Consider the following 19,761-nt stretch of genomic DNA (forward strand, 5'->3'; position numbering starts at 1 on the left):
ATGGCCGCGCCCTGCAGGTCGCATCTCGCCGCCCATCCCCGCTCCGCCGGGAGGCCTGTGGGATTTGGGGCGGGAATGGAGGAAATATGCCTGTCCAACCGAAACGCCGTGCAAGGCCGAGCCGCCGTGAAGCGAGAACGAGCGCGCCGCGCGCGTCGCTCTATGATGCGGTCACGAACAAGATCATCGCCGAACTCGAAGCTGGGCGCCTGCCTTGGGTGCAGCCGTGGAAGGCCGCGCATGTGGCGGGCGGCGGCGCATCGGCCGCGCTGCCGCGCAACGCGGTGACGGGGCGGACTTATTCGGGCGTCAATATCCTGATCCTCTGGGGCGCGGTGATCGAGGCAGGGTATCCCTCGCAGGGCTGGCTGACCTTCCGGCAAGCGCTGGAGGCGGGCGGTAATGTTCGGAAGGGCGAGCGCGGGACGACCGTCGTCTATGCCGATCGCTTCATTCCGAAGGGCGAGGCGGCACGGGCGGCGCAGGATGGCGATGCGGCGCGCGCGGTGCCGTTCCTCAAAAGCTTTACCGTCTTCAATGTCGCGCAGTGCGAGGGGCTTCGAGCCGGGATCGGGATCGATCCGGCCCCACTGCCCGAGCGCGAAATCGTCCCCGTCGCCGACGCGGTGATCGCCGCATCGGGTGTCGAATTTCGGGTCGGGGGCGACAAGGCCTTTTATGTGCCGAGCCAAGATTATGTGCAGGTGCCGCCGCAGCCAGCTTTCTTCGAGCAGATCAACTATTACCGCACCGCGCTGCATGAAATGACCCATGCGACGGGCCACGCCTCGCGGCTGGACCGCAAGCTGCTGAATCCGTTCGGTTCGAAGGATTATGCGCGCGAGGAACTGGTTGCCGAAATGGGCAGCGCTTTCCTTTGCGCCTCGCTCGGGCTCGCGCCGACGGTGCGTCATGCCGATTATATCGGCTCATGGCTGGAGGTGCTTCGCGAGGATAATCGCGCGATCTTCCGCGCCGCCAGCCTTGCGAGCAAGGCCGCCGACTGGTTGCTTGCCCGGATGGAGGCGCCGGAGGGAGCTTGCGAGAATGAGGCGCAAGCGGGGAGGCTGGCAGCATGATCCTCCTAACCCCCGACCTTCGCACCGCGCTTCGCGCCAATGACGAGGCGCGCCGCTCTGCCGTCATGGCAGGATTGGCCGAACCCGATTTCGTGCCGCTCGCCAAATTCTTCAATCCGGTCGGTGCCGCGACATGGCTGGCCACCGAGTTGGCCGAAGATGGCGACACCCTGTTCGGCTTGGCCGACCTCGGGTTCGGAACGCCCGAACTCGGCTCGTTCAGCCTCTGCGAACTCGGGTCGGTGCGGCTGCCCTTCGGTCTCCACATCGAGCGCGACCTTCATTTCGAGAGCCGATTGCCGCTGTCGACATGGGCGACATGGTCGCGCCGCACGGGATCGATCCTCGTCGCCGCAACCCTGTTCCAGCGCGGCGTTAGCGCCGCGCGCACCGAGCTTCCGAAGCCTGACTAGGCGGCGGCAGACGCTGGCGGCGCGTCTTGCCGTCATTCTGAGGCCGGTCCGCCCAATCTGGAAATCGCGACGGACCGGCACCTTCCCGAAGAAAGGTTATGCACATGAAACTAGACTTTATCGACCTTGGCAAGCTGTCGATCAGCAAGACCAATATGCGCTACGCCAAAAAGGCGCCCGACGTGTCGGACATTCTGCCGACCGTCCGCGCGCGCGGCGTTCTGGTGCCGCTGATCGTGCGGCCCAATTGCGAGGCGGGACATTTTGAGATCGTCGCGGGGGCGCGGCGCTTCACGGCGGCGGCGATTGTTGCGGACGAAAGCGGCCATTCCGAGCCGCTGCCCTGTGCGATCCTCGAAGAGGGCGACGATGCCGCCGCGCTCGAAGCCTCGCTGATCGAGAATATCGCGCGGCGCGATGCCGACGAAGTGACGCAGTGGGAAAGCTATACGCGGCTCGTCAGGGAAGGCCGTAGCATCACCGAGATTGCGATGACCTTCGGAATGGCCGAGGCTATGGTCAGACGCATCCTCGCGCTCGGCAATCTTTTGCCGCGTATCCGCAGCCTCTATGCCCGCGAAGAAATACAGGGCGCGACCGTCCGGTTGCTCACGCTGGCGAGCAAGAAGCAGCAGCGCGCATGGCTGGCACTCCACGACGATGCCGAAGCCTATTGCCCGACTGGCAATCAATTGAAGGCATGGCTGTTCGGTGGCGGCGCGATCCGGGTCGAACATGCGCTGTTCGACGCCGAGGCCAGCGGGCTTGCGATTATCGCCGATCTGTTCGGCGAGGAGCGCTATTTTGCCGACAGCGATGCCTTCTGGACCTTGCAGAATGCCGCCATCGACGCGCGGCGCGAGGCTTATCTCGGCGATGGCTGGAGCGATGTCGTCATCGTGCCGCGCGGGGACTATTTCTCGGCTTGGGAATATCGCAAGGCGGCGAAGCGCAAGGGCGGGCGCATCTATATTCAGGTGCGCGAGAGCGGCGAGGTCGATTTTCACGAAGGCTATGTCACCGCGAAGGAAGCGGCGCGGCTCGACAAGGGCGAGAAACTGGAGGCGCAGCCCAAGGCCGCGCGTCCCGAACTCTCCTCGCGGATGCAGACCTATGTCGATCTTCATCGTCATGCTGCCGTGCGCGCCGAACTGGCCTCGCAGCCGCATGTCGCGCTGCGCTTGATGGTCGCCCATGCCATCGCGGGGTCGCCGCTCTGGATCGTTCGCACCGAGTTGCAGATGACGCGCGACGATGATGTCCGCGAGAGCGTCGAAACCTCGCCCGCCGAGGTTCGCTTCGACGAGAAGCGCCGCGCGGTGCTGGCGCTGCTCGGGTTCTCGCCCGAGAAACCGAAGGTAGCGGGCGACGGAGCCGTGTCGCTTGTCCGCCTTTTCCAGCGATTGATGGAGCTTCCCGACCGGGCGGTGTTCGACACCATCGCGATCGTCATGGGCGAGACGCTGAGGTCGGGGTGCGATGCGGTCGAGGCGGTCGGGCTTCAGATCGGCGTCGATATGACCAAATACTGGGAAGCCGACGACACCTTCTTCGAAGGGCTGCGCGACAAGGAGGTGCTGACCGCGCTCGTCGCCGATGTCGGCGGCGCCGAGGTCGCGGCGGCCAATGCCAAAGAGACGGGCGCCATCTTGAAAGCGATCATCCGCGATCATCTGGACGGGAGCAATGGCCGCGCCAAGGTTGCGCCATGGGTGCCGAAGTGGATGGCATTCCCACCCGCTGCCTATACGGAACGCGGCGGCGTCGGTCCGGTCAGCGCTTATGCCCGCGTGGCTGCGCTGGAGGCCAAGCCGGAACCACAGCGCGAAGCGGCGTGATGATGGGAGGGCGGCGGCTATCGCCGCCCTTTCTTCGGCATAAGCGCCGCTTATGCGGCCATCGATGAAGCGCCGCCATGCGCCGCTTCGTCCGCCGGGCGGCGGGATTTGCGTCCCGCAAATATCGATGGCGGTGGCATGCAATTGCCGATAGGCCGCACTCCCGAAAAGGAGACTGCTCATGACCGAAGAGAAGCAGGAAGATTTGCTGGCCTACACCGCCGATATTGTCGCGGCACATGTATCGAACAACAATGTTGCCATGGCCGACTTGCCCGAGCTGATTGCGCGCGTGCATGGCGCGCTCGCCGCTCTCGGTACCCCGGTCGAAGCGCCGGTCGAGAAGCAGGAGCCGGCGGTATCGATCCGCACGTCGGTGAAACCCGACTACATCGTCTGTCTCGAAGACGGCAAGAAACTCAAGATGCTGCGCCGCTATCTGATGACGAACTATGGCATGACCCCGGACGACTATCGCGCCAAATGGGGCCTGCCCAAGGATTACCCGATGGTTGCGCCCAATTACGCCGAGACGCGACGCGCGCTCGCCAAGGAAATCGGTCTCGGCTCGAAGGGCCGGGGCGGCGGCCGTAAGCCCGCCGCCGCCAAGGCAGCAGCGGCGCCCGCGCGGCGCGGGCGTCCCAAGACGGCGGCCTGATCGCTATTGCCGCTCTTCTTCCGGGCTGAATGCCGGTCCCGCCGTCAGGTGCGGTAACCGGCGGTCCTGAAAGCGGCGAATGAATAAGGGCAGCGGCTTTTCGCCGCTGCCCTTATGCTCTATGATCTGAACCGCGCTGCGGTGGTTGGTGGAAGCGCGTCCTTTCCCTCTGGATGGACGACGCCTATGCTCCTGCTTTTTCCGCTCGGCCTCTTCAGCCTGGCTTTCCTCTTCTATCTGTTGCTCGCGGCCTCCGCCCGCGCGCTTCCGCTCGGCTGCGGCCTCGCTGGCGGACTCGCCGCCTCGGCGGCGGGCGTTTCTCCGGGCTGGGCGATGTTCGCGGGTGTGATCGCACTCGTCGGCGCCGAAACCCTTCTGGTTCGCGGGGGCCAGGAATGGCGTGCCGGTCCGGCCCGGCGTCTGTTCGCTTCGCCGATCGTCGCGCCTGCCCGGGAAGCCGGGCGGGCTTTTCCATTCTAGGTCAATGCCTTGAAGGCGCAATGGCGGCCTCGCTTATGGCGCGATAAGCGCCCGCTTGATTGCCTATGCCGCCGCATATGTAGATAATCCTCCCCGACAGATGACGGGAGAGCAGCTGTGCCGGGCTATCAGAATTTTTGCCTTCCAGCGCCCTATGACGCCTGCCGCGCGCTCGACGCGCGCGGCTTTGCGTGGGAGTGGCTGCGGCGCAATCCGGACTTTCGGGCCTTATGGTCGGACGCCTCGCGCGGTGCCCGGCAGGCGAGCGCCGACGCGCTCGCGACTGTCGCCCGCTCGCGGCGGCCGCTCGTCCGCATCGGTCTTCATCCCCTGGCACGGAGGTTGGCCTCTTGGGGGCTCACCTTTCGCGCCGCCGCTGGACATATCGGCGACGGCCATGCCGCCGGTCGGCTGGCTCCCCGAAATCGATGCCACGATGCTGACCATCGTCCGTCCCGCACCATGGGCGCGGCGCGTCGATGATCTGGCCTTCCTGCCTGAGCGCTGGGGAGAGCGGGTCATCCGGATCGCGGCGCCGGGCGGCGTGACATGGCTCATTCGGCGGGGCCATGCACCCGAGCTGGCGCTCTGGGTGCCGGAAGGCCTCGCGCCGCGACGCGGTGGTGCCTTCGGCCTCTATCTTCATCCCGATCGCCGGTTCGCGGATCGCGTGGCGGCGATTGCCCTGTTCCACCGCGCGATCGGCTTGGGCACGCCGCTCCGCGCGTCGCCTTTCCGCCATGCGGCGCGTCACGCCGCCATGCTATATATCCACGATGCGCGTACGGACGGCGTGTCGCTGCGCGACATCGCCGCCATCCTTTGCGGCGAGCTGCCGCCAGACTGGCGGGCCAGCTCGGTCCGTTCGGACCTGCGCCGCCTCACCGATCTCGCTCAGCGCCTCGTCGCGGGCGGCTATAAAGCCCTCCCTCGCTGAACGCGGCAGGCGGACGTCGGTCCGCCTATGCCCCACCCCCTCGGGGCTACTGTGTCGGCGATGTGGCCGGAGACGATCCCCCCTGTCTCCGGCCACCCCTTCCCGTCCTTCGGCGCCGATGATCGCCGCGTCCCGCCCGGCCTGACCCTCTTCAATCGGTTCGGCCGCGCCGGGCGGGCGCTCACCCGAAGTCCCGCGAGGAGGCGATATGCCCGATATCATCAAGGATACCCGCTATCTGCGCACCAAGGAGGCCGCCCATTATGTCGGTCTCTCGGCGCGCACACTTGAAAAGCACCGAACCTATGGCACCGGTCCCGCCTATCGGAAGGTCGGCGGGCGCGTGATCTACAGTCTTGAGGATTTGCGCGCCTGGGCCGATCGCGGCGCCTGCGCCTCGACCTCCGATCCCAACAATCTGGCCGTGCCGCCCGCGATCCGCCGCTCGGACGACCCCGCATCCGGAGGCGGGCGATGACGCGCCGCGACAAGGACGAGACGCCGCGCAAATCGCCCTGGACCGACATGCCCGGCGAGCGCCGCGCGCGGCGCCGCCGTCTCGGTACCATCGCCGGCGCTGGACTCGCGCTCGCGACGCTCCCGCTCATCTTCGAGCCGTCGATCCGGCTCCTCTGGAATGCGTCGCCGAGCGTGCCGGTCGGTCTCTATCATGTCGCCCGCGCCGAGCCGCGCGTTGGCGATCTGGTCGTGGTGCGGCCTCCTGAGTCCGTCGAGCGCCTCGCGGTGCTTCGGCGCTATCTCGGTCCCGGCGTGCCGCTCCTCAAGCCTATCGTGGCGACGGCGGGGGCCGAGGTCTGCCGCTATGGCGGCCGCGTCGAGATCGACGGAGAGCCCGCCGCCTTCGCGCTCGTCGCCGACCGGCTCGGCCGTCCGCTGCCGGGCTGGTCGGGATGCCGCACCCTTCGGCAGGGCGAATATTTCCTGCTCGCGCCCGCGACCCTGACCTCGTTCGACAGCCGCTATTTCGGGCCGGTTGACCGCGGCACGATTATCGGCCGTGCCACCCCTATATGGACGGGATCGTGATGCGCCGCGCGCGCTTCGCGCTGCTTGCTGGCGGTCTCGTTGCGGTATGGTCTTCGACCGCTGTTTTCGCTTCACCCTCGCCCGTGGCCGCGTCAGCTTCGCTGTGCGCGCGCCATGCGGTTGAGGCGGCGCAGCGCTCGCAGCTCGCCGCAGAGACGATCCTCCGCGTCATGCATGTCGAAAGCCGGGGCCGACCCGACGCCCGGTCGCACAAGGGGGCTATGGGCTGCATGCAGATCATGCCTGCGACCTGGCGCTATCTCACCGGGAAACATGGGCTCGGTGCCGATCCGTGGGATCCGCGCATGAATATGATCGGCGGCGCGCTCTATCTCGCCGAGCTGGCCCGCCAGTTCGGATTTCCTGGTGCCTATTCGGCCTACAATGCCGGGCCTGCACGCTACGCCCGGCATGTGGCGACCGGGGCGCCCTTGCCGCGCGAAACGCAGCTCTACACCGCCAGTCTAACAAGAGCGCCGCACGCGCCACGTTCGCCATCGGCTGCTGCCTCCCGCCAGCCTCGCGCCCGCTGGCAGGAAGCGACATTGTTCATGGCCGGTCGCGGGCGCGGCGTGAACGCATCGACGGAGCGGGCGGCCGAAGTCGCTGCGTCGGCGGCGGGAATCTCCCTGTTCCCGCTCGCGAAAGCGTCGGAACCAAGCACCGGGAACAGCGAAAAATAATCCGCTTGTCGGAGGTGCGGAACGACGCGGGCCGCACGTCTTACAAGCGGGCAGCGTGCGCTCGACCTGGCGCGCGCTGTTGCATCGTAGCGACCCACGATGCCTAAGCACAACTTCGACCGGCGCCGCATTGCGGCGCCGGTCTTTTTTATGATGCCGGTATGCGCGGTCCTTGGCAGCAATATCGTTATCGATGGGTGCGGATTTGGTGCGGCCCGGCGTCTTAATGAGTGAAACATGGCAAGCCTCCCCGGTCTTGCCAGCTTTCATTGTGCGGCGTTCCTGGAAAGATACGTCTTCACAATATGGGATCGACAATGGCTTTCTTTGTTGCAGCCATTGTCGATCCCGCCTTCATCGCTCCGACACACCGATGCGAGATGATGCAATGTTGGCCTCGTCGGCTAATGCCCGTGCGCCGCTCCGGTGGAGGTCGGCCCTCAGCGCATCGCCATTCGGTTCTTGCAGCCGCGCTGCGATTTCCAGAAATGCACCATAGATTAGCGCGCGATCATCACCCGCGATTTGCGCGAGACCGGCTTTCATGACCAGCCCGCCCAGTTCGATCAACTGCCGTGTCCGGGCGCGCCGTGTCATGACCCGTGACCGATTGTCGGCGCGGGCCTTCGCCAACTCCGCACGGTTACGTGCCTGCTCCAGACGGCGTGCCGCCAGCGACAGGCGCAGTATCGCGGCTCGCCCGTTTCCGCTCGCGAGCGCGAAAAAATTCGGCGCCGCGTTTGCTCCATTCTGCGGTGACCGCCTTGTCCTTGGTCGCCACGGCGGCGAGCAGCGCGCCCGCTAGCAGTTCGGGATCAAGCGTGTCGGCACCGGTCGTTTCGACGAGTTCACCAAATTGCTGGACCTTGCGCTGCTTCAGCAATTTGGCGCGGTCGCTGAGAGCCTTCAGCTCGGCATCGAAATCTCGCATCTTGGCCATGATGTAACTCCGTCGAACGCTCCACCGTCGCTGACATGGGCGCCTTCCGAGCTCGATCAAGGTGCAATAAATTCGATGCGTAATCCGGCGTATAACGGGCGGCGCAAATGTCTGACGCGCAGCTTGCGTCGGCTCGGAATGCACGAATTATTTGACGAGAAGCCGTGACAATATGGCCTGCAATCCGATGTCCTGCGGCCCTTCCTCCTTTACCACGCCGTCTGGCGCAGGCCGGAAGATCGAAGCCAACATAATGGCCCGATCGGTTTCCGCCATATTGCCGTTTTCGTTCATCGCGAGATAGGCTTGTGTCATGATTGCGCGCTCTTTGGCATCGACACGCAGATGATGTTCACTGAGCCAGAGCTTGACCACAAGGCGCCCGATCCAGAACACCAGCGTCGTGATCGCGAGCAACGCACCACTCGTGATCAGATAAACGGGAGTTCGGTCGACCCCCGCCTCGAGGGATAGGATGATCGTCGCAGCGAGATATCCCGCCCCACCGATTATGATCGCTGCCGCCAGGAAATAACCGACGGTGACCTTCAGCAAGAGACGCTCGGCGGCCCCATGGTCGGCAGATTTGGCTTTCCAATAATCCACCGGTGCGGCCAGTTCCATCTGCGTCCGAAATCGATCTTCCGTCTCCGTGATCCGCGCGATCGCCGCTTGGGATGTTGTCGCGAAATGATCGATTATCGCGTCAGACTTGCTTTGTGCGGCGCGGCGCAGACGGTGCACCACTCCGCGCACGCGCCGCGCCCGCGAAGCCTCGCGATCGCGCTTTTGCTGTTCCAGCTCGCGCACCCGATTTTCCATGCGGGTGATTGCCGAGCGATAATTGGTGCGCTCCTGTTCCAACTGCTGGATCAACCCGGTCGGCTCGATCGCACCCGGGTCGGCTGCGAGAAGCATGCCGCGCAGGGTGGTAGGATCCGCCATGAATTGCTGCCATTCTCCCGGCGAGCGCAAATAGCGATAGGCTATACGCGCTTCGGCAATCCCGACTCTCTCCTTAATTGAAAGGACGCGCCGACCCCTGGCCGAAGCACTGACGAACAGATTGGTCTCGGAGCCCGGCAGGTGATTGTTCTGCCAAGTCCGCAGGCTCGCCAGACCCTGTTCACTCATGTCGTCAACAATCGTGCCCCCGCCGCTGAAAGCCTTGTAGATGGTTCGGAGTTCCGGCGGCGTCGATTGCAAATACTCGCCGGCTTCATCGAGCCAGAGCCAGTTCCAAAGAGCGTGCTCCTCGTGAAACCAGCGTGAGAATTGCTGACGGCTCATGAATATCAGCGGGTCTTGGCCGCTCAGATTTACCGTAAAAAATGGCTCGCTCATCGATCCTCGCCCCTGCCGTGCCCACGGCTTGTGACGCGGATATAGGATGGTGCGGCGGGATTCCAAACAACCGGCGCTGCGCCGAAACAGGAAGGGGGAAGAGCGTAGGAGAGCGCGCTTATACGTCGTGCCGACGTCGCGACGCATGGTGTAGATGGATTGCCGTCATGGCGATCTATCATTTCTCGGCCAAGATCATCTCCCGCGCCGCGGGCCGCAGCGCCGTGGCGGCTGCGGCCTATCGCGCGGCCGAACGCCTGCACGACGAACGGCTGGGCCGGAGCCACGACTTTTCGAACAAAGCCGGCGTCGTGCACAGCGAAGTGATGCTGCCCGAGGGCGCGCCCGAGCGCCTGTCGGATCGCGCAACGCTCTGGAACGAGGTCGAGGCGGCCGAAAAGCGCAAGGATGCTCAGCTTGCCCGCGAAGTGGAATTCGCGATCCCGCGCGAGATGGCCAAGGAACAGGGCGTCGCGCTCGCCCGCGATTTCGTCGAGCGCGAGTTCGTCGCGCGCGGCATGATCGCCGATCTCAATGTTCATTGGGATATCGGCGCTGATGGCGAGGCGAAGCCACATGCGCATGTCATGCTGTCGCTGCGCTCAGTGGACGGCGGTGGGTTTGGCTCAAAGGTGCGCGACTGGAATGCGACCGCGTCGCTTCAGCATTGGCGCGGGGCATGGGCGAGCCACGTCAACGAGCGATGCGCTGATCTCGGGATCGACGCGCGCATCGATCATCGCAGCTATGCCGCGCAAGGCATCGATCTTGAACCGCAGCACAAGATCGGTGCAGCGGCGATGCGGCGTGAAGCCAAGGGCGAGGCGAGTGAACGCAAAGAGGATCATCGCGCGATCGCGCGCGCGAACGGAGAGGCTATCGTGGCTGATCCGCGGATCGGTCTTGATGCGTTGACACGTTGTCAGGCGACCATCACGCACCGCGATCTTGCGAAGTTCGCGCATCGGCATTCGGACAGCACCGAGCAATATGCAGCGGTGCTGTCGGCGATGCGCAGTTCGGACTATCTGGTTGCGCTTGGGCGCGACGCCCGCGGCGAGGATCGCTTCACCACGACTTCGATGCTCCGCGCCGAAGTCGCGCTGGCGCGTCATGCCGATGCACTGGTGTCTTCACGGCACGGCGTTGCGGCCGATGGTGTGCGCCGCGCCTGTGCCAATGCCGCGAAACGCGAGCTGGAGCTTGGCGGCGAGCAGCTGCACGCGCTCGACCATGTGACCCGGAGCGAAGGTCTGTCGCTGGTCGTCGGCTACGCTGGGTCGGGGAAGTCGGCGATGCTGGGCGTAGCGCGCGATGCTTGGGAGGCGATGGGTTACCGCGTGCGCGGCGCGGCGCTGTCGGGGATCGCGGCGGAAAATCTCGAAGCGGGATCCGGAATATCGTCGCGCACGATCGCGAGCCTGGAACATGGCTGGGCGAAGAACTTCGAGAGGCTCGAACGACATGATGTGCTGGTCGTCGACGAGGCGGCGATGATCGGCACGCGCCAGCTTGGACGCGTGCTAGCCGAAGCGAAGAGTGCGGGCGCCAAGGTCGTGCTTGTCGGTGACGTCCAGCAACTTCAGGCGATCGAGGCAGGCGCCGCGTTCCGGATGCTCGCCGAGCGTCATGGTGCCGCCGAGATCGGCGAAATCCGGCGCCAGCAATCGGAGTGGATGCGCGAGGCGACGCGCGCTCTCGCAACCGGGCGGACGGGCGAGGCGTTCGCCCGCTATCGGGACGCTGGCATGGTAGTCGCCGCAGACACGCGCGACGCGGCGCGCGCCGAGTTGATCGCGCGCTGGGATAGCGAACGGCGATTGGAACCTGCCGCGTCGCGCATCATTCTTACTCATCTCAACAAGGAGGTTCATATGCTCAACGACGCGGCCCGCGAAACGCGGCGGGCATCGGGCGAGATTGGAGCCGATGTCATTGTGCAGACCGAGCGGGGCGAGCGAGCCTTCGGTGCCGAGGACCGGATATTGTTCCTTCGCAACGATCGGGGTCTCGGAGTGAAGAACGGGACGCTCGGCACCGTCGAGCAAGCCACGGCCGAAAGGCTGAATGTGCGGCTCGACGACGGGCGCCACGTTGATGTCGATCTTAAATCCTATGGCCATGTCGATCATGGCTATGCGGTCACCGTTCACAAAGCGCAGGGGATGACGGTCGATCATACGCATCTTCTCGCGACGCCGGGACTCGATGCGCACGGCACCTATGTGGGGCTCAGCCGTCACCGCGATGCGACTGCCGTTCATTATGGGCGCGATGATTTTGCCGATGATGCAGCGCTGCGGCGTGCCCTGTCGCGCGAGCGACCGAAGGATATGGCGCTCGATTATCGAGGAGGTCATTCGGGCCGCGCCGAAATCGCCACGAAAACCTGCCCGCACGGCGTCGCAATCGAATCGGCGGGGTCAACCTTGTCGCAACCGCAAACGCTCGCTGACAAGCTCCGTGCGATGGTTCGAGCTCGGGTAGATGCGCCGAAACCTACCCCGGAATCGATGCGCCAAGCCATATCGCAGACTGCGGATACGAAAATTGACCAGGGGTTGAAGTCAGGTCGCGATCACGATGCCGGACGATAATGAGGAACGGGTGAATTGCGCGAGTCACCGCCGGGTAAATGGAAGACTGCGGCAGCGCGGAAAACTTGGCGCAACACGTCTTCAAATTATCAGCATCTTCTGGCGGTATTATGTTCCAACCTGAAATTGAGATCGAGCATCATGATCGCTTGCTCCGGATCCGTAATCTGCGCACCTCGGGCCTTAAATATGTTGAGATCGCTTCAGCGTTGGGGATTTCAGCCGCACGCCTGTCGCACCTTCGTCCACAGGTGGATCGGTTGCCCCATGGCGAACGGCTGAGCACAATGGATGAGGTCCGCCCCGAGACAATTGTCGCAATGTTGCCGCTCAGTAGGCGCAGCCGTTCGATCCTTTCGGCCTCCGAGTTTGCGACGGTCGCCGACCTGATGCGCGCCCAAGGCAGGCCGCTCTGTCAAGAGATGCTGCCTCAATGTGATCCACGATCTTGGCGTGAAATACGGATCTGCCTTGCAGTGCTCGAAGCAAATGAGATCGCAGTTCGTAAGGTCGAAGCAGGATAGTTCCCGCGTCGGATTTTTGAGACCGCTAGCGCTGTCGCGTCATACTCGCGGCCATTGGCTAAATGAATCAGACTTGGATCACTGCCGGAAGGTCTTTGGTCACTTCGGCATATAGCTCCGCTGGCTCGAAGTTCATGGCGCGAGCAAGCGCATAGAATTCCAACAAGTCGACCCGGCGCTGACCCCGTTCGATGTCAGAAATATAGGATTGATGTTTTCCTATCGACTTGGCGAGTTCGGTTTGTTTGAGCCCGGATTTTAGCCGAGCTGCCGTCAACGCAGCAGCGATCGAGTTCTGTGCTTCGGAATAGATCGCCCCTGCCATGGGCTTGCGATAAATCGACAAACGCGATATCGAATAAGTCGATATGGAGATCGAATATGGCGGCTGATAGCAATGAGCGCTTGGCACAGCGAGAGGCTGGGCGTTTGATTGTCCTTGCCCGAGATATGCTCACATCTCCATCTGAGGAAATCGTCGTGGCGTACCTCGATCTTGCAATGACGGCGCTGCAAGACCTAGGCGTTCCGTCGTCAGTTGGCTTCTGTCCGAATGATGCACACGGCACCTGACATCTGACATCAACATTTTGCGATTGCCGATTGCGCGAATGATCTTCTCGCACGTCATTCTCATGTGCGGAGGTGGCGATATCTTAGACGCAGCGGACTTGAAATCCGCCTGGTTCATCCAGTGCGGGTTCAAGTCCCGCCGTCCGCACCATATTTGGTGGGGCCTGTAGCTCAATGGTTAGAGCTGGCCGCTCATAACGGCTAGGTTGCGGGTTCGAGTCCTGCCGGGCCCACCAGTTCCTCGCTTTTCTTGGATGGCTGAGCGTAGATTTAGGCCATAGACCAAGCCGGTCGTCGCTTGGGATAAGGGGTGGTGGCTTACAACTCCTCAGCGGGTAATGGATCGGGCGCCGATCCTTTGACCGAGCAGATTTCGCTCATACTCGCCATCGTCGCCATTTTCGGGTGCTGGCCGGCGATCCAGTTGCAGATCCCGCAAGGCAGCCGCTTCGAGATGGCCGATCTGGTGGCGGAGCATTGGATGCATCGTCGCACTTTGGAGCCGTGGGTCAGCGTGCGCTGGGCTTGGCTGGCAGCACATAATTATCACGGATGGTTCGCGATCTCCACCTTGCCCGGCGCAATTGCCATTGGTCTTGTCCAGGCGTTCGATAAGCGAAGCGTCTTGCCTTTTGTGCATGCCGGGCTCGGGTGGGGTGGCGGAGGCCTGCTCGGATACGTGCTGTTTCTAGACTTCAGGGAATATAGCTGGCCGCTGGCGGTGATGATGCCCGCGACCCTTGGATTTCTCGGCGGTGCGATCGGGTCTCGCATGACGTCGCTGGCACGGAAACCAAAACATTTGCGCGGCACGCGGCTCGGGATCGGATGGTCGGGACGGCTCCTTCAGCATCTTTGGCGAAGGCGGAGCGACGTCGCGCTCGCGGGAATTACGTTGAGTCGCGTTGACGAAGCCATGCATGTCGCAGCGATCGGAGCGACGGGTTCAGGCAAGTCGACTGCGCTGCGCGCCTTGATGGCGGATAGCCTTCGCCGCGGTGATCGCCATCTGGTTGCTGATCCCGATGGAGCAGCGATGGAGGCCCATTGGGCGGCGGGAGATATCGTCCTCAACCCGTTCGATCCGCGCTGCGCCAAATGGGATTTGCTCGGCGAGATCGAGCGGCCGAGCGACTTCGCCTTCATCGCAGGATCCTTGCTTCCGCATATGGGACAGGGCGACCATGACCAGTGGATCAGCTACGCGCAGCAATTGCTGGCCGGTGCGATGGAGAATTTCTGGACACTGAAGCTCGGCAGTTCGGACGACTTCGTGACAATGCTCTCGTCGGCTCCGATCAGAGAATTGCGTAACCTTTGTGCCGGGACGCCGGCGGCGCGCTATTTCGAGGACGGCGGCGAGCGGATGCTCGCGTCTATCTTGGGGACGCTCGCGCCAGCGGTCGGACATCTCCGCCTGATCGCCGAGCGGGGCGGCGAGCCTTTCTCGGTCCGGCGATGGATACGCGAGGGACAAGGCTCGCTCTGGATTCCCTATCAGGCGAATCAGATCGCGGCGCTGCGGGGGCTCGCCTCCTGCTGGATGAATATTGCGATCCTCGAGACGTTGTCGCTCGAACCGTCCAGCGAACGCCGCATCTGGTTCCAGATCGACGAGCTTGATGCGCTGGGCCGGATCGAGGGGCTCAAGGACGGGCTTGCCCGGCTCCGCAAATTTGGCGGGTGCATCGCGATCGGTTTCCAGTCCTATGCGCAGCTTCGCCAGATTTACGGCGATGGTGCCGAGGCGATCGTCGAGAATATCGGGAATTTCTTGCTGCTGCGTTCGGGGCTCAGCGACGATGGCGGCACTGCGAAGCTGGCGTCGCGCCTGATCGGCAGCCGCGAGGTCGAGCGGCAGGACATCAGCCGGTCGCGATCGTGGGGACGCTACACTAGCCGGTCGATGACGACGCAACCGCGCCGAGTGGTTGAGGAGGTCGTGCTCCCGAGCGAGATCATGCAGCTTCCCGATAGGGAGGGATTCCTGAAACGGGCGGGGTCGCCGGTCTGGCGCCGAGTGCGCTTCCCCTATTCAATGAATTGATATGGGCCGAGATTTGAGGACTTCTGATTTCTGCTTGCCGCGCGTCATTAATAACAGGCGCAGACTTCTTTCGGGGATCCTATGTATTTACTGGCTCATGGCCGTGGGGAATATTTTGCCTGCTGAAACCGGCGTCCCTAGTGAACCTGCATCTGAAGGGTTGATCGTCCACTTGGTCGTGCCGGTGTTTTTCCGGTCATGAACCGCCATCGCGTGATCGATTTGAGCGAGCGACAGCGGCAATGCCTTCGCGGCATAGCGCGAGGCCTTCAGGCCAAGGAGATCGCGTCCGATCTTGGGCTCTCATACAACACCGTCAACGAACATTTGCGAAGTGCGCGGCGGCTCTTGGGTGTGACGACAAGTCGCCAAGCAGCGCGCCTGCTCGCGGTATCGGAAGCAGACAATTCGATTGTACTCGACCAAATTGGGGTCGAGTTCACAGTTCTCGACAGCAATACCGATTCGGCGGACGCCACCGGCGCCGTTCGGAATCGTTACAATCTCACCATCCTCCAGAGGATCGGACTCACCGTGGCGACAGCCTTCGCTGCGGTAGCGCTCGCCGGCGCGCTCCTCGTGGGCGCCGACGCGATCAACCGCATCTTCGTCGGATATGGGATCGACATTTCCGACCCCCCGTACAGGAAATAGCCGCCTCCTCGCCGGAGGCGGCGAGGAGAATAATATGTTCGTCAAAAGGAAAGCCGCATTCGACACCATCCAGCCGTTGTTTCAGGCCGCCGAACAGGCGACCGACCAGGCTGCGACCGATACCGCCGTCTGCATCGCCGAAATGCTGAAGGCGCGGCAGGATGCGAACTTGCCAATGAGTGTGGGCACCGAAATGCTCGACAAGATGGTGCAGGCGCTCGCCGCCGGTGTCGATGCGCGCAAGCATTTCATCGAGGCGCATGCTTTGACCCCCACGGTAGTCAAGGAAATCGGACTCGAGAAGGCGTTCGGCGACATTCATCCGTGTCCGCGAACGCGCGCGAACGGCGAACTCACTGTCGTCCCCCAAGCTTTCGCGGCTTGACGGAATGGCGCCGTTCCGCTGTTCGACCGGCAGGGAGGGGATAAAGGGTGCTACGCATCGCGATCTTTCTCATCCTGCTGGTTGGAACCTGCGCTTATGCCTTGTGGCGGGGCGGCGCTCCCGAACGCATCGCCGCGGGCGCTATGCTTGCGGCTTGCTTTGGGTCAGCGCTGGTACGGAGCGATGCCGACTTGCGCTTCTCCCAAATGGAGGTCGGGATTTTCCTGATCGATCTTCTTTTGCTCGCCGTTCTGTTCGGCGTAGCTTTGAGAGCCGATCGTGGTTGGCCAATTTTCGTTACTGCGCTTCATTTGGCAACTGTTGGCGCCCATGCCGTGAAGCTCATTCAGCCCGACATCATTCGCGTGACCTATGTTGTGATGGTAACCGCCTGGAGTTGGCCTATGGTCATTGCGCTAGCGGTGGGAACTTTCCGCCATCGGCTACGCGTCGGTTCTCAAGGGTGTGACCTTGACTGGAGCCATCCTCTTGAACCGCAGCATCGGACATCGCTGTGGCATCCTTTCGGACGAGAGCGCGCTTGATTATGCAGGCAGTGGAGCATGAGTGCCAGTCGCGATGAACCCGCATCTGTCCAAGCGCCACTGCGACCTACCTTCCAGCAGATCGAGATATTCCTGAAAGTGGTCGAGACCCGCAGTTTCGTTGCTGCCGCGCGTTTGCTAGGAATCTCGCAACCCGCAGTCAGTCAGGCGATTGCGAAGATGGAAGAATTATACGACGCTGCTCTCTTCATGCGGCGTCGCAACGCGCCGTTGAGCCTGACGCCAGTCGCCGAAGCGGTACTGCCGACGGCCCGCGCTCTGCTCCATACTATTGATCATCAATCGTCCCGCGCCGCTGCGGCTGCACTGAGCCAGATCGGCCGGCTGTCGATCGGATTCTATCCGGGTATCTGTTCCGGACCGCTGAGAGAAGGGATGTCCGATTTCATCCGTGAATGCCCCGACATCGCGCTGCGCTTGGTCGAAAGTTCGGCGGGGGAACTCCATCGCCAACTCAACGCTGGCGACCTCGATATCATCTTCACAGCCTTTCTAACCGACCTTCGTAACCCTGCACTGGTTCAAGAGGGTCTTTGGTCGGAGCGATTGGTCGTCTTGCTTTCTGACGCGCATCACTTCGCGCAGCGCGAGCAACTCACTTGGGATGAAGTCGCGACGCAGCGCATCATTCTTGGGTCATCCAAAGGCGAGATGACCGGCTACCGCGCTATATCGTCCCGTATGGGTGACCGTCCTTTGGATTGCAGGCATCATGCGGTGACTCGTGGCGCGCTGTTCCAACTCGTAACGATGGGACTCGGTGTCACGGTGACATTTCCATCTGCTATGCTCGTCACGGCGGGGACGGTTGCGGTCCCCATTGCCGATGACAGCGCTGTCGTTCCGATCGAAGCAATTTGGCACCAAGGAGACAACAATCCGATCCGCCACCGGCTTGTCCGAAATATCCGAGATCGGGCTAAGGCTTATTCCGCTTCGGCAACCGCTTGAGCAAATAGGAGTTCCGGCAGGACGCCCAGCGCCTGTGCGAAGTCATTCACTCCAAGCAGCGTCAATTCATATGGCCGTTTTCGATCTGGCTCGAATAGACCGGCGCGACTTGAATATGCCCGACGTCGTGGGTCCAGTGCTCGCTGTTTGAAATGTTGCATCGCGGCATCACTGTTGCGGAAATGTGGCAAAACTGGTTTCAATTGTTACGGATTGATTGCCAAAGTGGACGAAATCGGCTTTCTAGGCGATGGAGGGACCAGAGGTGAGCAATCCGGACTCGAAACCGCTCGAGCCTGAGCCGCACGACAGTCAGTCGCAGCGAACCATTGATGCTGCCTACCGCCAATGGTGGAAAAGCCTTGTCAACAGCGTCGGACGGCAGTTCGGCGCGGGGCCGCCGGATCCCGAAGAAGCCGTGCAGGCGGCCTTCGAGAAATTCTCCAAGCTCGCAAAGCCTGAAGATGTCGCCGATCCCCAATCCTATCTTTACGTCTCCGCGCGCAATTATGTTTTAGATCAACGCCGCCGAACGGCTGTAAGAAACTCCGCATTGGATATTGTTGAATTAATGGAAGAGGGGGACGCCCCTGCGAATTACGATACTGAGCGCGTCTATATAGGTAGAGAGCATCTGGCGATCGTTGCGACGACGCTTGATGCGATGGATGAAAGGAGGCGCGAAGTGATGACGATGCATGTCATTGATGGCCTCCCCTATGCCGAAATCTCGCGGCGCATGGGTGTCTCGGAAACGCGGGTGCGTCAGCTGATGGCCTCGGCTCTCTCGCTCTGTACGATCGCGATCAACGCGGTCAATGAAAGTGATACGGAATAATGGCGCGGTCGCTCCATCTTGATGATTCCATCCTCGTGCAGGCCGGCGAATGGTATGCGCTGTCGCTGAGCGATGAGGTGACGGGCGCAGACCTCGACGCGCTTGAGGTGTGGCTTGACGCAGACCCGCGTCATGAAAGCGCATTCGATCTCACCGCGCGCACCGCGCGCCAGCTTGGTGAAGGTTCGCTCCGGGCTCGATTGGTGGCTTTGTCCGGTTCCGAGGCCGTCCGGGTTGCGGAGACGTCCGTTGAGGGCGATGTATCGAATGTCGTTCCATTCACGGGATCTCCGGCTTTCGAAAGTTCGGCGATCGCGAATGAAAATGAGGCGGTGGTGCAAGGGAAGCCTCGTGTGTTCCCGCGTCCGCGCGTCCGCTGGGCCGCGATGAGCGCGTTGGCGGCGTCTTTGGTTCTTGCGGTCAGCGTTGGCGTGTTCGAGCGGGCGCCGATCGGGCAACCTGTTAGCACGGCGATTGCACAAACGCGCGTTCTAACGCTTCCCGATGGGAGCCGTGTGACGCTGGGACCGGACAGCCGTATCGCGACCCATATCGATGGCGAGGAGCGTCGCGTGACTTTGATGTCTGGCGAAGCCTTCTTCGAAGTCGCGCATGACCGCTCGCGGCCATTTTGGGTCGAAGCCGGCGACGCGCGCATCCAGGTCGTCGGGACGAAGTTCGACGTTACCAGGTCGAGCGGCCGCGTGCATGTGTCGGTCCTCGAAGGCGTCGTGAAGGTTCATGAGCCCTCACCCTTGCTGTCCGCCGCCGCCGTCGTTACGCTCCGCAAGAGCCAGAAGATTGAGATCGTCGATTCCACGGGCTTCTTCGCCGCTCCGCCGGCAGCGGCGGTGATGGAGGATCCTGTTCCTGCCGGCGAATGGCGGCGCGGTACGCGCACCTATATCGACACTCGTCTCGGTGATGTGGTGTCGGACCTCAATCGCTATTACGGTCCTGGCGTGCGGATTTCGGATCCTGCGCTGGCCGATGTTCGGATCGCGATGGAGCTACGCCCGAGCGACGTAGACGCCTTCTTCGATGTTCTGCCGCTCATCGCTCCGGTGAAAATCGAGAAGAATCGCGACGGAGCCGTGGTCGTTGAGCGGGCGCGTTAAAGCTCGGTTACAAAAAAATTTCACTGCCCCTTCGGGTTGGACTTTCCCCTGCGTCATTTGTCATGAGCCGCATTAAGCGGTGAGGGGGA

General features: G+C 62.7%; 24 protein-coding genes and 2 tRNA genes. 22 read left to right on the forward strand and 4 right to left on the reverse strand.

Going from position 1 to position 19,761, the window contains the following annotated elements; genetic code table 11:
• Window positions 1-86: 86 nt before the first annotated feature.
• From BLW56_RS06405 to BLW56_RS06445, 10 genes are all read left to right on the forward strand, one after another.
• Complete coding sequence (locus BLW56_RS06405) at window positions 87-1,079, forward strand: ArdC family protein (protein WP_093509759.1); 993 nt, start codon at window positions 87-89, stop codon at window positions 1,077-1,079.
• Window positions 1,076-1,492, forward strand: a complete 417-nt coding sequence (locus BLW56_RS06410) for a DUF2958 domain-containing protein (RefSeq protein ID WP_093509760.1) — start codon at window positions 1,076-1,078, stop codon at window positions 1,490-1,492. Before BLW56_RS06405 ends, BLW56_RS06410 begins: the two co-directional genes overlap by 4 nt.
• Before the next feature lie 104 nt (window positions 1,493-1,596).
• On the forward strand, window positions 1,597-3,330 hold the full coding sequence (locus BLW56_RS06415) for a ParB/RepB/Spo0J family partition protein (RefSeq protein ID WP_093510821.1): 1,734 nt from the start codon (window positions 1,597-1,599) through the stop codon (window positions 3,328-3,330).
• A gap of 181 nt (window positions 3,331-3,511) precedes the next feature.
• A complete protein-coding gene (locus tag BLW56_RS06420) occupies window positions 3,512-3,988 on the forward strand; it encodes a MucR family transcriptional regulator (protein WP_093509761.1) in 477 nt (158 codons plus the stop codon).
• Between the two features lie 186 nt (window positions 3,989-4,174).
• Window positions 4,175-4,468, forward strand: a complete 294-nt coding sequence (locus BLW56_RS06425) for a hypothetical protein (RefSeq protein ID WP_143043393.1) — start codon at window positions 4,175-4,177, stop codon at window positions 4,466-4,468.
• A 117-nt stretch (window positions 4,469-4,585) separates the two neighbouring features.
• The gene (locus tag BLW56_RS21040; RefSeq protein ID WP_371262208.1) at window positions 4,586-4,951 is read left to right on the forward strand and encodes a transcriptional regulator domain-containing protein; all 366 of its coding nucleotides are present in this window, start codon (window positions 4,586-4,588) and stop codon (window positions 4,949-4,951) included.
• Window positions 4,866-5,405 (forward strand): DNA -binding domain-containing protein, encoded by a 540-nt coding sequence (locus tag BLW56_RS20600; protein WP_218140494.1) that lies wholly within the window; start codon window positions 4,866-4,868, stop codon window positions 5,403-5,405. Before BLW56_RS21040 ends, BLW56_RS20600 begins: the two co-directional genes overlap by 86 nt.
• 208 nt (window positions 5,406-5,613) lie before the next feature.
• Window positions 5,614-5,883, forward strand: coding sequence for a helix-turn-helix transcriptional regulator (locus tag BLW56_RS06435; RefSeq protein ID WP_093509764.1), 270 nt, complete (start codon window positions 5,614-5,616; stop codon window positions 5,881-5,883).
• Window positions 5,880-6,452, forward strand: coding sequence for a S26 family signal peptidase (locus tag BLW56_RS06440; protein ID WP_256203324.1), 573 nt, complete (start codon window positions 5,880-5,882; stop codon window positions 6,450-6,452). The genes BLW56_RS06435 and BLW56_RS06440 overlap by 4 nt, the downstream gene beginning before the upstream one ends.
• The gene (locus BLW56_RS06445; protein ID WP_256203325.1) at window positions 6,437-7,135 is read left to right on the forward strand and encodes a lytic transglycosylase domain-containing protein; all 699 of its coding nucleotides are present in this window, start codon (window positions 6,437-6,439) and stop codon (window positions 7,133-7,135) included. Before BLW56_RS06440 ends, BLW56_RS06445 begins: the two co-directional genes overlap by 16 nt.
• A gap of 354 nt (window positions 7,136-7,489) precedes the next feature.
• On the opposite strand, the gene BLW56_RS06450 is transcribed toward BLW56_RS06445, so the two are convergent.
• From BLW56_RS06450 to BLW56_RS06460, 3 genes are all read right to left on the reverse strand, one after another.
• Complete coding sequence (locus BLW56_RS06450; protein ID WP_093509765.1) at window positions 7,490-7,732, reverse strand: conjugal transfer protein TraD; 243 nt, start codon at window positions 7,730-7,732, stop codon at window positions 7,490-7,492.
• Window positions 7,733-7,778: 46 nt separating this feature from the next.
• Window positions 7,779-8,075: a conjugal transfer protein TraD gene (locus BLW56_RS06455; protein ID WP_093509766.1), complete on the reverse strand. Its 297-nt coding sequence runs from the start codon at window positions 8,073-8,075 to the stop codon at window positions 7,779-7,781.
• 147 nt (window positions 8,076-8,222) lie between these two features.
• Window positions 8,223-9,419, reverse strand: a complete 1,197-nt coding sequence (locus BLW56_RS06460) for a DUF6161 domain-containing protein (RefSeq protein WP_143043395.1) — start codon at window positions 9,417-9,419, stop codon at window positions 8,223-8,225.
• Window positions 9,420-9,586: 167 nt separating this feature from the next.
• Between BLW56_RS06460 and traA the strand changes: the two genes are divergently transcribed.
• Together traA and BLW56_RS06470 are read left to right on the forward strand one after the other, a co-directional pair.
• The gene (traA, locus tag BLW56_RS06465; RefSeq protein WP_093509768.1) at window positions 9,587-12,016 is read left to right on the forward strand and encodes a Ti-type conjugative transfer relaxase TraA; all 2,430 of its coding nucleotides are present in this window, start codon (window positions 9,587-9,589) and stop codon (window positions 12,014-12,016) included.
• A gap of 38 nt (window positions 12,017-12,054) precedes the next feature.
• Window positions 12,055-12,540: a hypothetical protein gene (locus tag BLW56_RS06470; RefSeq protein ID WP_177175855.1), complete on the forward strand. Its 486-nt coding sequence runs from the start codon at window positions 12,055-12,057 to the stop codon at window positions 12,538-12,540.
• 67 nt (window positions 12,541-12,607) lie between these two features.
• Here the strand turns inward: BLW56_RS06470 and BLW56_RS06475 are convergent, their stop codons facing one another.
• On the reverse strand, window positions 12,608-12,865 hold the full coding sequence (locus BLW56_RS06475) for a helix-turn-helix domain-containing protein (RefSeq protein ID WP_143043397.1): 258 nt from the start codon (window positions 12,863-12,865) through the stop codon (window positions 12,608-12,610).
• Between the two features lie 56 nt (window positions 12,866-12,921).
• Between BLW56_RS06475 and BLW56_RS20355 the strand changes: the two genes are divergently transcribed.
• The 10 genes from BLW56_RS20355 (at window position 12,922) to BLW56_RS06520 (ending at window position 19,672) form a co-directional block, all read left to right on the forward strand.
• The gene (locus tag BLW56_RS20355) at window positions 12,922-13,113 is read left to right on the forward strand and encodes a hypothetical protein (protein WP_143043398.1); all 192 of its coding nucleotides are present in this window, start codon (window positions 12,922-12,924) and stop codon (window positions 13,111-13,113) included.
• A gap of 66 nt (window positions 13,114-13,179) precedes the next feature.
• Window positions 13,180-13,264, forward strand: a tRNA-Ser gene (locus BLW56_RS06480).
• A gap of 9 nt (window positions 13,265-13,273) precedes the next feature.
• A tRNA-Ile gene (locus BLW56_RS06485) sits at window positions 13,274-13,349 on the forward strand.
• Between the two features lie 77 nt (window positions 13,350-13,426).
• Window positions 13,427-15,160, forward strand: coding sequence for a type IV secretion system DNA-binding domain-containing protein (locus tag BLW56_RS06490; RefSeq protein ID WP_256203326.1), 1,734 nt, complete (start codon window positions 13,427-13,429; stop codon window positions 15,158-15,160).
• Between the two features lie 198 nt (window positions 15,161-15,358).
• Window positions 15,359-15,814 (forward strand): helix-turn-helix domain-containing protein, encoded by a 456-nt coding sequence (locus tag BLW56_RS06495; protein ID WP_093509771.1) that lies wholly within the window; start codon window positions 15,359-15,361, stop codon window positions 15,812-15,814.
• Window positions 15,815-15,848: 34 nt separating this feature from the next.
• The gene (locus tag BLW56_RS06500; RefSeq protein ID WP_093509772.1) at window positions 15,849-16,199 is read left to right on the forward strand and encodes a hypothetical protein; all 351 of its coding nucleotides are present in this window, start codon (window positions 15,849-15,851) and stop codon (window positions 16,197-16,199) included.
• A 47-nt stretch (window positions 16,200-16,246) separates the two neighbouring features.
• The gene (locus BLW56_RS06505; RefSeq protein WP_177175856.1) at window positions 16,247-16,744 is read left to right on the forward strand and encodes a hypothetical protein; all 498 of its coding nucleotides are present in this window, start codon (window positions 16,247-16,249) and stop codon (window positions 16,742-16,744) included.
• Window positions 16,745-16,762: 18 nt separating this feature from the next.
• A complete protein-coding gene (locus BLW56_RS06510) occupies window positions 16,763-17,716 on the forward strand; it encodes a LysR family transcriptional regulator (RefSeq protein WP_093509773.1) in 954 nt (317 codons plus the stop codon).
• 265 nt (window positions 17,717-17,981) lie between these two features.
• Window positions 17,982-18,554 (forward strand): RNA polymerase sigma factor, encoded by a 573-nt coding sequence (locus BLW56_RS06515; RefSeq protein WP_177175857.1) that lies wholly within the window; start codon window positions 17,982-17,984, stop codon window positions 18,552-18,554.
• Entirely contained in the window at window positions 18,554-19,672 is a 1,119-nt protein-coding gene (locus BLW56_RS06520) for a FecR family protein (RefSeq protein ID WP_093509775.1), read from the forward strand. Before BLW56_RS06515 ends, BLW56_RS06520 begins: the two co-directional genes overlap by 1 nt.
• The last annotated feature ends 89 nt before the right edge of the window (window positions 19,673-19,761 follow it).

It is taken from the genome of Sphingopyxis sp. YR583, from assembly GCF_900108295.1.
GTDB lineage: Bacteria > Pseudomonadota > Alphaproteobacteria > Sphingomonadales > Sphingomonadaceae > Sphingopyxis.

What these genes read in the sequence shown, in the direction of transcription:
- BLW56_RS06405 (WP_093509759.1), top strand. Translation starts at nt 87, where the DNA reads ATGCCTGTCCAACCGAAACGCCGTGCAAGGCCGAGCCGCCGTGAAGCG.
- BLW56_RS06410 (WP_093509760.1), top strand. Translation starts at nt 1,076, where the DNA reads ATGATCCTCCTAACCCCCGACCTTCGCACCGCGCTTCGCGCCAATGAC.
- BLW56_RS06415 (WP_093510821.1), top strand. Translation starts at nt 1,597, where the DNA reads ATGAAACTAGACTTTATCGACCTTGGCAAGCTGTCGATCAGCAAGACC.
- BLW56_RS06420 (WP_093509761.1), top strand. Translation starts at nt 3,512, where the DNA reads ATGACCGAAGAGAAGCAGGAAGATTTGCTGGCCTACACCGCCGATATT.
- BLW56_RS06425 (WP_143043393.1), top strand. Translation starts at nt 4,175, where the DNA reads ATGCTCCTGCTTTTTCCGCTCGGCCTCTTCAGCCTGGCTTTCCTCTTC.
- BLW56_RS20600 (WP_218140494.1), top strand. Translation starts at nt 4,866, where the DNA reads ATGCCGCCGGTCGGCTGGCTCCCCGAAATCGATGCCACGATGCTGACC.
- BLW56_RS06435 (WP_093509764.1), top strand. Translation starts at nt 5,614, where the DNA reads ATGCCCGATATCATCAAGGATACCCGCTATCTGCGCACCAAGGAGGCC.
- BLW56_RS06440 (WP_256203324.1), top strand. Translation starts at nt 5,880, where the DNA reads ATGACGCGCCGCGACAAGGACGAGACGCCGCGCAAATCGCCCTGGACC.
- BLW56_RS06445 (WP_256203325.1), top strand. Translation starts at nt 6,437, where the DNA reads ATGGACGGGATCGTGATGCGCCGCGCGCGCTTCGCGCTGCTTGCTGGC.
- BLW56_RS06450 (WP_093509765.1), bottom strand. Translation starts at nt 7,732, where the DNA reads ATGACACGGCGCGCCCGGACACGGCAGTTGATCGAACTGGGCGGGCTG.
- BLW56_RS06455 (WP_093509766.1), bottom strand. Translation starts at nt 8,075, where the DNA reads ATGGCCAAGATGCGAGATTTCGATGCCGAGCTGAAGGCTCTCAGCGAC.
- BLW56_RS06460 (WP_143043395.1), bottom strand. Translation starts at nt 9,419, where the DNA reads ATGAGCGAGCCATTTTTTACGGTAAATCTGAGCGGCCAAGACCCGCTG.
- traA (WP_093509768.1), top strand. Translation starts at nt 9,587, where the DNA reads ATGGCGATCTATCATTTCTCGGCCAAGATCATCTCCCGCGCCGCGGGC.
- BLW56_RS06470 (WP_177175855.1), top strand. Translation starts at nt 12,055, where the DNA reads ATGGAAGACTGCGGCAGCGCGGAAAACTTGGCGCAACACGTCTTCAAA.
- BLW56_RS06475 (WP_143043397.1), bottom strand. Translation starts at nt 12,865, where the DNA reads ATGGCAGGGGCGATCTATTCCGAAGCACAGAACTCGATCGCTGCTGCG.
- BLW56_RS20355 (WP_143043398.1), top strand. Translation starts at nt 12,922, where the DNA reads ATGGCGGCTGATAGCAATGAGCGCTTGGCACAGCGAGAGGCTGGGCGT.
- BLW56_RS06495 (WP_093509771.1), top strand. Translation starts at nt 15,359, where the DNA reads ATGAACCGCCATCGCGTGATCGATTTGAGCGAGCGACAGCGGCAATGC.
- BLW56_RS06500 (WP_093509772.1), top strand. Translation starts at nt 15,849, where the DNA reads ATGTTCGTCAAAAGGAAAGCCGCATTCGACACCATCCAGCCGTTGTTT.
- BLW56_RS06510 (WP_093509773.1), top strand. Translation starts at nt 16,763, where the DNA reads ATGAGTGCCAGTCGCGATGAACCCGCATCTGTCCAAGCGCCACTGCGA.
- BLW56_RS06520 (WP_093509775.1), top strand. Translation starts at nt 18,554, where the DNA reads ATGGCGCGGTCGCTCCATCTTGATGATTCCATCCTCGTGCAGGCCGGC.